Genomic DNA, 7,267 nt, shown 5'->3' with positions numbered 1-7,267 from the left:
CCACTCTTGAATGCCTTTGTATTTGCCATTAACATCCAAACGAGTGGCGATACGGTTACCAACATTATCATAGAAATATTGGGTAACTCGGGTGGTCTTACTTTCTTTTTCAGTTGCTTTGATGAGTTGGTTTTCTGCATCGTATTCGTAAGTTTTTTCCAACTTGAATTTCGGATAAATCAGATTTTCCTTGATGAGGTTGCCATTTTCATCATAGTCATACTGCTGCTCTGAAAGTCGTCTGCCGTTTGGATCAACTGTTTTAGCGAGTTTGATTTCGCCAGTTGGCAGATAGTCGTAAGTCGATTTTGTCCCTTCTGGACTTGTGACGGCTGTAATTCTGCCCAAGCCATCATAGGTGTAGCTCGTGACTTTATCACCGTCGATGACTTTGGTCAACTGATTTTTTTGGTCGTACTCATACTTAACATGAGTACCGTTTGGATACTTGATTTCAGTTTGGCGACCAAAAGCGTCATAAGCATAGTTGACTGTTTCGCCCTTGCTTGTGGTAGCTTTGGTAATATCACCATAGGCGTTACGCTCAAAGTTTAAGCTGTGACTTTCGCCCAGTTTAGCTTTGATGTCTTCATTTTCGATACCACCAAGGTCAAAACTGTTATCAACTTTGGCAGATATCAGCTCATTATTATCATCATAGTCATAAACGAAATCTTGATTTTTCATGCGTTTACCGACAAGACGATTGAGTTCATCATAGCCATATACAATGGCAAGGCCATCTGCTTTGGTATTTTTACTTAACTGACCGTCAAGACGATAGCTGAAGGTTTCCGTTTTGCCATTGGCTGAGACTTGTTTTTCAAGCTCACCTGTTGGACTGTACTCGAAACTCGTTGTGCCACCATTGGCATCCTTGATTTTTGTCAAGTTATCTTGATTATCATAGGTGTACTGCGTGTTCAGACCTAAACGGTTAGTCGTTTGGATCATACGATTTGCGGCATCATAGGCAAAAATATTGGCTTTGCCCTTGGCGTCTGTTTGTTTCGTCAGATTACCGTTGCCGTCATAGTCGAATTTTTGTGTGTTGTTTCTTGCATCAGTAAGGCTTACGACTTGATTGCGACTGTCGTAGGTTTGTGTCGTGATACCACCTAGGGCATCTGTCGTTTGTGTCGCTTGGTTATTTTTGTTATAAGCAAAACTTGTCGCAAACTGGAGCGGGTCAATCTCTTTTAGGAGATTACCGTTACCATCATACTGATAAGCCGTCTTAGCGCCGTTTGGTGCGACTAGCTCTTTGACATTGCCTAGACCGTCATAAGTCATGCTTGTGGTGTTACCACGGACATCAATGAGTTTATCTACTCGGTCAAGGCTGTCATAGCTGTAACCAATTTTTGTCTTATTCGGATAAACAAGCTCCAGCATGCGACCGACTTTGTCATAGGCATAAGTCGTGGTTTGTTTACCAGACTTGGTTTCACTGATGAGCTGACCGAACTTGTCATATTTGAATTCAGATAAAGCTTTCTCATGAACGTTATCTGTCGTCTTGGTTAATTGTGACAGTTTGTCATAACCATATTCTTTGATGTAGCCTTTGGCATTGGTTTCACTTTTCAGCGTGCCGTCATCATTGTAAGTAAAGCTTGTTTTTGCCTTAGCACTATCAACTGTTTCTAAGAGCTGACCTCGCAAGTCATAAGTGAAACTTGTCTTACGTTTGAGACCGTCGATAGTTGCGGTGATATTATTGGCATTATCATAGGTGTAGGTTTGGATATTGCCTTTAAAATCACTCTCCGAGACTTTGCGACCTGCTTTGTCATAAGTCGTTGTTTGTTTGAAACCTTTGGCATCTACCGTTTCAAGGCGTTGATTGAGGGCATTATAAGCGTGTGTCGTGCTATTGCCTTCCGCATCTGTTTCCTTGATGATATTACCATTGGCATCATAGGCTTGTTTACTCACGTTGCCGTTGGCGTCCGTCGTTTCAGTCACACGACCTAAGGCATCATATTTGAAAGTTGATTTACCGTTGAGGCTGTCAATGAGTTCAATCATTTGTTTATTTTGATTGTAGTGATATTCATTGGTTTCAGCTTTATCATTGGTTTCTTTGGTTAAGTTGCCAACAGCGTCATAGCTGTAAGTGACTTTCCCACCATTGTGCTTGTCAACTTCGATGAGGTTGCCTTGCTTGTCATAATGATTGACTTCGCTTGTGCCTTGTGGCTTAGTCGTTTTGGTCAAACGAGACAGGGCATCATAATCAAAGGTTGTCGTATTGCCCGCAATATCTGTGACACTTGTTTTCTCGCCATAGAGATTATAAGCCGTTTTCTCTGAGCGTCCTTGACTATCAGTAATTTCAGTCATCAAGCCTTGCTTGTTGTAACGATAACTTTCTTTTTGATCTGTGCTATCTTTAACTTCAGTTAAGTTTCCTATGCTATCATAAGTGTAGGTCGTCACAACACCCATTGGCGTTGTTTCTTTGATAAGCTGTCCGATTTTGTCGTAATCGTAGCTTGTCTTGCGCCCGATTGGATCGGTAAAGCTGATGAGTTTCCCACCTGCATCATAGGCAAGGCTTGAAGTATTGCCTAGGGCGTCTGTTTGCGTAAGTAGCTCATTCGTTTTAGTATAAGTGTAGATTGTGGCGTTACCCATTGGGTCAATTTTCTTGGTGACATTGCCGTTTTTGTCATAGAAATATTGCTCAATATCACCATTGGCATTGACTTTGGTCGAAAGAAGATTGAGCGCATTATAGGTGTAAAGCGTTGTCGTACCGTCTGGTGCGACTTCTTTCGTTTTATTGCCATTGCCATCATAACCATATTGATAAACTGCGCCATTTGGCTCTGTGACTTTCGTGACATTGCCTAAACCGTCAGTTTCATAAGTTGTGATTTGTCCGTCTGCGTTGGTACTTGCTTGGATAAAACCTCCTGCATCAAAGGCAAGTTGTTCTGTCTCGCCTAGGGCGTTGGTGGTGCTTATCCGATTGCCTCGCACATCAAATGTAGCGCTCGAATCACGGTCATGGTCTTTCATTTTTTCAAGATTATAAACTGAGTTATAAGTAAAGATTGTGACCTTACCATTCTTATCTGTTTTCTTAACAAGATTATCTTTGGCATCGTATTCAAAAGATTCTGTCGTGCCATTCGCATAAGTAATCTTAGTCGGCAGACCTGATGTGTTCCGCTCATAAGTTGTCGCATTACCTAAACCATCAGTTTCTTTGATGAGTTGGTTATTGACATCATAGGCATAGATGAGTGTTTTACCATCTGGCAGAATTTCTTTAGTTAGGTTACCTAATTTATCATAGCTGTAAGTCGCTTTTGTGCCATCTGGGAAAGTCATCTCGGTTCGCTGGTTGAGCGAGTTGTAGCTCATTTTCTTGAGGTTTCCGAGATAGTCACTTTCTTCTATGACATTCCCATTCCCATCATAAGCATAAGTTTTTGAGCCACCTAAACCGTTAGTTTCTTTGATAACTTGACCGATAAGGTTATAAGTAAATGATTTCTTGTTGCCATTAAAATCTGTTTCACTTAGTTTATTACCTTCAGCATCGTAGGTATAGGTTCTACTTTGACCATTAAAATTGGTTTCTTTGAGTACTTCTCCACGAGTGCTAAGTTCATAAGACTTGGTACGGTTGTTGCCATCAGTTTCACTTATCACTCGACCTGCACCATCATAGCTGAAACGTGAAACTAAACCATTGGCATCATGAATCTCAACCAAGTTACCACCTTGATAAGTAAAGGTTTTAACCTGACCGAGTGGCGAAGTTTCAGATATTTTCATACCTTGCGCATCATAAGTATAGGTTGTTGTATTGCCATTTTCATCTGTGAGACTGACCAGATTTCCCTTGGCATCATAAGTTGAAACTTTTGATTTGCCTTGACGATTCGTTTCGACTAAAGGCAGATCCCACTCATTATAAGTGGTTGACTCAAGTGTACCATCTGGATAAGTTGTAGCTGTCAGATTACCATGACCATCGTAAGTATAGCCTGTCTTTTTGCCTTTTTTATCTACAAATTCCGTCAATTGATACTGCGCATTATAGGTATTGGTTTCAGTGCTACCATCCGCATATTCAATCTTAGTTGGTTGGAAATGGTCATTAAAGGTTGTGATGGTTTTATTGCCGTTGGCATCCGTTGTGGTTGTCGTATTTTTTCCGTAAGCTAATTTAACGACATTTCCTTCGCCATCCGTTTGTTTCGTCACACGACCTGCTTTGTCGTATTCATTTTCATAAAGGATGTCTCCCTTATCATTTGAATAACTCGTCATGCGGTGTTCGGCATCATAAGCATAGGTAAATTTCTTACCTGTGCTATCTGTTACCTTAACCAAATCGCCAGCTTCATTATAGCTGTACTGATTTTTTGTACCGTCAGGGAAAGTCGCTTCCGTCAGATGCGCATTACCATCCCATTTAAATGACAATGTTTTACCACTGAACAGTTTAATTGTCTTCAAAAACCCTGTTTCCGCATCGTAAGCATACGTTTTGGTTTGACCATTACCATTTTTAACGGTACGGATTTGACCCATCGCATCAAATGTGTAGGTCAGCTGGCTCGCCTTATCTTCTAAGACAAATGTCCGTTTTTGTTCATCTATATCATCAACTTTAACCGTCTCCATGACTTTTCGTAAGGTATAGTTGACCGTATCTTCTGGTGTATAGCTACCATCCGCATTGCGTTTGAAGAAGGCTTTACCGCCATCCGCAAGTGTTACCATCATACTTTTATCTGCCAGTTGATTAATGGTAATCATTTGATTCAACGTCCAATTTCGACCAAGTGGACTATCTGCACCATCTAACATGGCATTGTAGGTTCTTGTGAAGTCTTCTCGAACTTCATTATCGTACCAAGTCGCATCTGTTGTATCATAGAGCAGATTACCACTGCCAAGATTGATCGGCTCAAAGCCAAATTGACAGTGCTTGCCACGACCAACCGCAAGTGAATCCAAGCGAATTTTTTCAGCATCTGTCAATGGTTTAGGTGTATAGGCTTTCCCTGCATTTTTCTGAGGATTGCGGATAAAGACGATATTGCCTTGCGTGAGCAATTCATCTTTCATATTGTTATCCCGCATGAAACTCGCCCGATTTTTCTCTAAACCATAAAAAGCTAAAAGACGGGGCAAGGTATCTTGCGTTGAAACCTTATACAGTTGGAAAGTATCATAAGTCTTATCCGCTTTTTCATCTTTACCATTTTTATTGTAGGTAATTGTTGCCTCAGCTTGATAGAGATGATTTTCCTTTAAGACTGTTGTGAGTAAGTCCTTGGTTTGCCAGTTACTTGATAAATCTAAATAACGATTCGCATCTGGAAAGACCGCTGGATAGTTTGGATAGAGGTATTCTCGTCCGATTGACGGCTCTGTCCCAGTATAGATGACTTTATTGTTATCGTTTTTATCTTTCAAACGATATTCAATTTGTGCATCTGGACGACCAATCCCATCAAGTCCGAGGGCAGAAAATTGTACCTGACCATCATTATCACTGCGCACAAAAGGACGAAGTTTCAAAGTTGTTTGGTCAAGCGGCATATTTTTGTCAATCGGTGGTTTTTCCTTGTGGGTTAATCTCACATAAGGCTGACCACCTGTCCAATTATTACTACCAAAAGCCTCAGCTTGTGAATATGGCATTTCATAGGCTGTATTTTTGTTGTTTTTGACAATGACACCATGATTATCTGCGCCATTTTTCCAATCATTGGCAAGCGTTGTAATATCAAAGTCTACCCAACGATTATTGACATCAATACCCGCAATATAAGTCTCTTTACCATCTTCATGAGCGGGTGGTCCGTATGGGCTACCCAACTGTTTGATAAATTTATCATAAGTCAAGGCAGATAAACTACCAACATCTTTTGTCAAAGGTGCGACTTCAAAAAGTCGTCTAACCACATTACCATTGCCGTCTTTTGCTGTATCACCCCAGAAACCACTATCCCCAATCCGTTTTAATTTAAGTTGGGCGTCCATGATTTCATGGAGTCTAGCGATATTTTGAAATTCTGTATTAGGGATTTTGATAATGCCGTAAGTGATGAAATGACCTGCTCCTAAATTACCTGATGCATTTCCGTCATCATAACCAATGTCCATGTAATCTTGCCAGTAATAACTCATTTGGTCATCATACTGACGAACACTTGTCGCCTCTAACCCTCGAATCGTTTTTTCTTGAAGAGGTGTTGCCCGAACAACAACTTTGGCACGACCGACTTTTTCAAGTGTTTCTTTTTGGACACCAGTGACATGAACTGTATTCGTTTTCTCATCAAATGTCATGCCAAGACCTGTAATCAAGTCACCTTCATTATTAAGCAAGTTAGGTGTTGAGATGACTTCTTGTACTCTATCATCTTTTGAGATTTCAATACTGCCAGTTGTTTGGTTGTACTTGGCACTACTATCCTTATCCAAGGTTAAAGAAAAATCAAGCTTACTCAAATCAGAATCTTTGTCAATGTATTGTGCGAGTTGCACGTTATCAGTATCTGTCGTAATGACGGCAGGCTCATTGGCATTGTTCGATTTAAGTAAAACTTGATTGTCTTTAACTTCGACTACACTATAAGTCGCTTTAGGTAGCTCAATTTGAACTGCCGTTTTTTCATTTGAAATAGCAACTGATTTTTCAGCAGTAATAGCTTGTGGTACAGAAACTTCCGTCACACTTTTCTGGGCAGTCTCCGCTACAAAATTACCCTTTTCAGCTTGAAAAGCTGTATCAGGTTCTTGCCAGTTACCATCCTTATCTTTTTCGTGAATTGGTGTTGTAAAGAGAACCGTCTCTCCAATCCCTGTGTTTGGATTGACGAAAGTTTTGGATAACTCACTTCGTTCTTCAAGCACTTCTTCACGACCTTGTGTCAGTGCTTCTGCTTTAATGTCATCTAAAACTGAGGTTTCTTTTTGAAATTGCGCACTAATTTCTGGTGCGATACCAGTTGTTTCTGGATTTTCTTTGTTCTCCTTAGGTGGCGCTTTTTCAGTTTCTTTTGCTTGTTCTAGCTGCTTTTGTGTCTCCTTGGGTAAGTCTTTTTCTGTGACTTTATCCCCTGGATCTAAGCTTTCTGAATTTCCTGAGCTACTGTCTTGTGTTGTCGCACTGACAGGCAAGACTTGCCACGGAAAGACTGAGGTAAACTGCAACAAAATCAGAGAACAGGAAAGCAATTTTTTTCTAAAACTCGTTTTCATGTCTTACTCCTAAAATAATTTTTCATTC

1 protein-coding gene is annotated in these 7,267 nt (G+C 40.5%); it reads right to left on the bottom strand.

Features of this window, described 5'->3' with window-relative positions:
- Positions 1-7,239 (bottom strand): DUF6531 domain-containing protein (locus ACYQ21_RS14070; protein ID WP_460059176.1); only part of this gene is annotated, 7,239 nt, incomplete at its 3' end.
- Positions 7,240-7,267: the final 28 nt, after the last annotated feature.

This window comes from Pseudolactococcus yaeyamensis, assembly GCF_054658615.1.
Note: the sequence above shows the minus strand (reverse complement) of the source record. Positions and strands in the feature narration are given on the sequence as shown.